Annotated in this window: 1 protein-coding gene; it reads left to right on the forward strand. The window is 38.9% G+C overall.

Going from position 1 to position 607, the window contains the following annotated elements; genetic code table 11:
- Nucleotides 1-439 (forward strand): LPXTG cell wall anchor domain-containing protein (locus CD122_RS12440; RefSeq protein ID WP_240624171.1); only part of this gene is annotated, 439 nt, incomplete at its 5' end.
- Between the last annotated feature and the right edge of the window lie 168 nt (nt 440-607).

Below are 607 nucleotides of genomic sequence, written 5' to 3' on the forward strand. Positions count from 1 at the left end.
AGACAGTGATTCTGACTCTGACAGCGACTCGGATTCTGACAGCGATTCCGACTCTGATAGTGATTCTGACTCCGATAGCGATTCAGATTCTGATAGTGACTCGGACTCTGATAGTGATTCTGACTCTGACAGCGACTCCGACTCTGATAGCGATTCCGACTCTGATAGTGACTCGGACTCTGACAGTGATTCCGACTCTGATAGCGATTCCGACTCTGATAATGATTCGGATTCTGACAACGAAGCAGATAATGGCTCTAACGATAACCACGGTGATAAGGATGGCAAATCTCATGGCGAAGGTCATCATGGACATGGTTTACCAGACACAGGTAACACAGGTAACACATCAAACGACACATTAATCGGTTCATTATTTGCGGCACTTGGTTCATTGTTCTTAGTTGGACAACGTCGTAAAAAGCAAAATGAAAAATAATTAGTTCTTGTGATATTGATAAGAGGCAATCGAAAAACTTCTGATTGCCTCTTATTTTTATATTTTTTAGACTAAATGATATTTTCCTACCCTCTCCTCTATTTATGTAAAAACCGAAACAATGTACACGATATTATTTCAAAAAAAAAAAAAAAAAAAAAAAAAACA

The sequence above is a fragment of the Staphylococcus rostri genome (assembly GCF_002902145.1).
In the GTDB taxonomy this organism is placed as follows: Bacteria; Bacillota; Bacilli; order Staphylococcales; family Staphylococcaceae; genus Staphylococcus; species Staphylococcus rostri.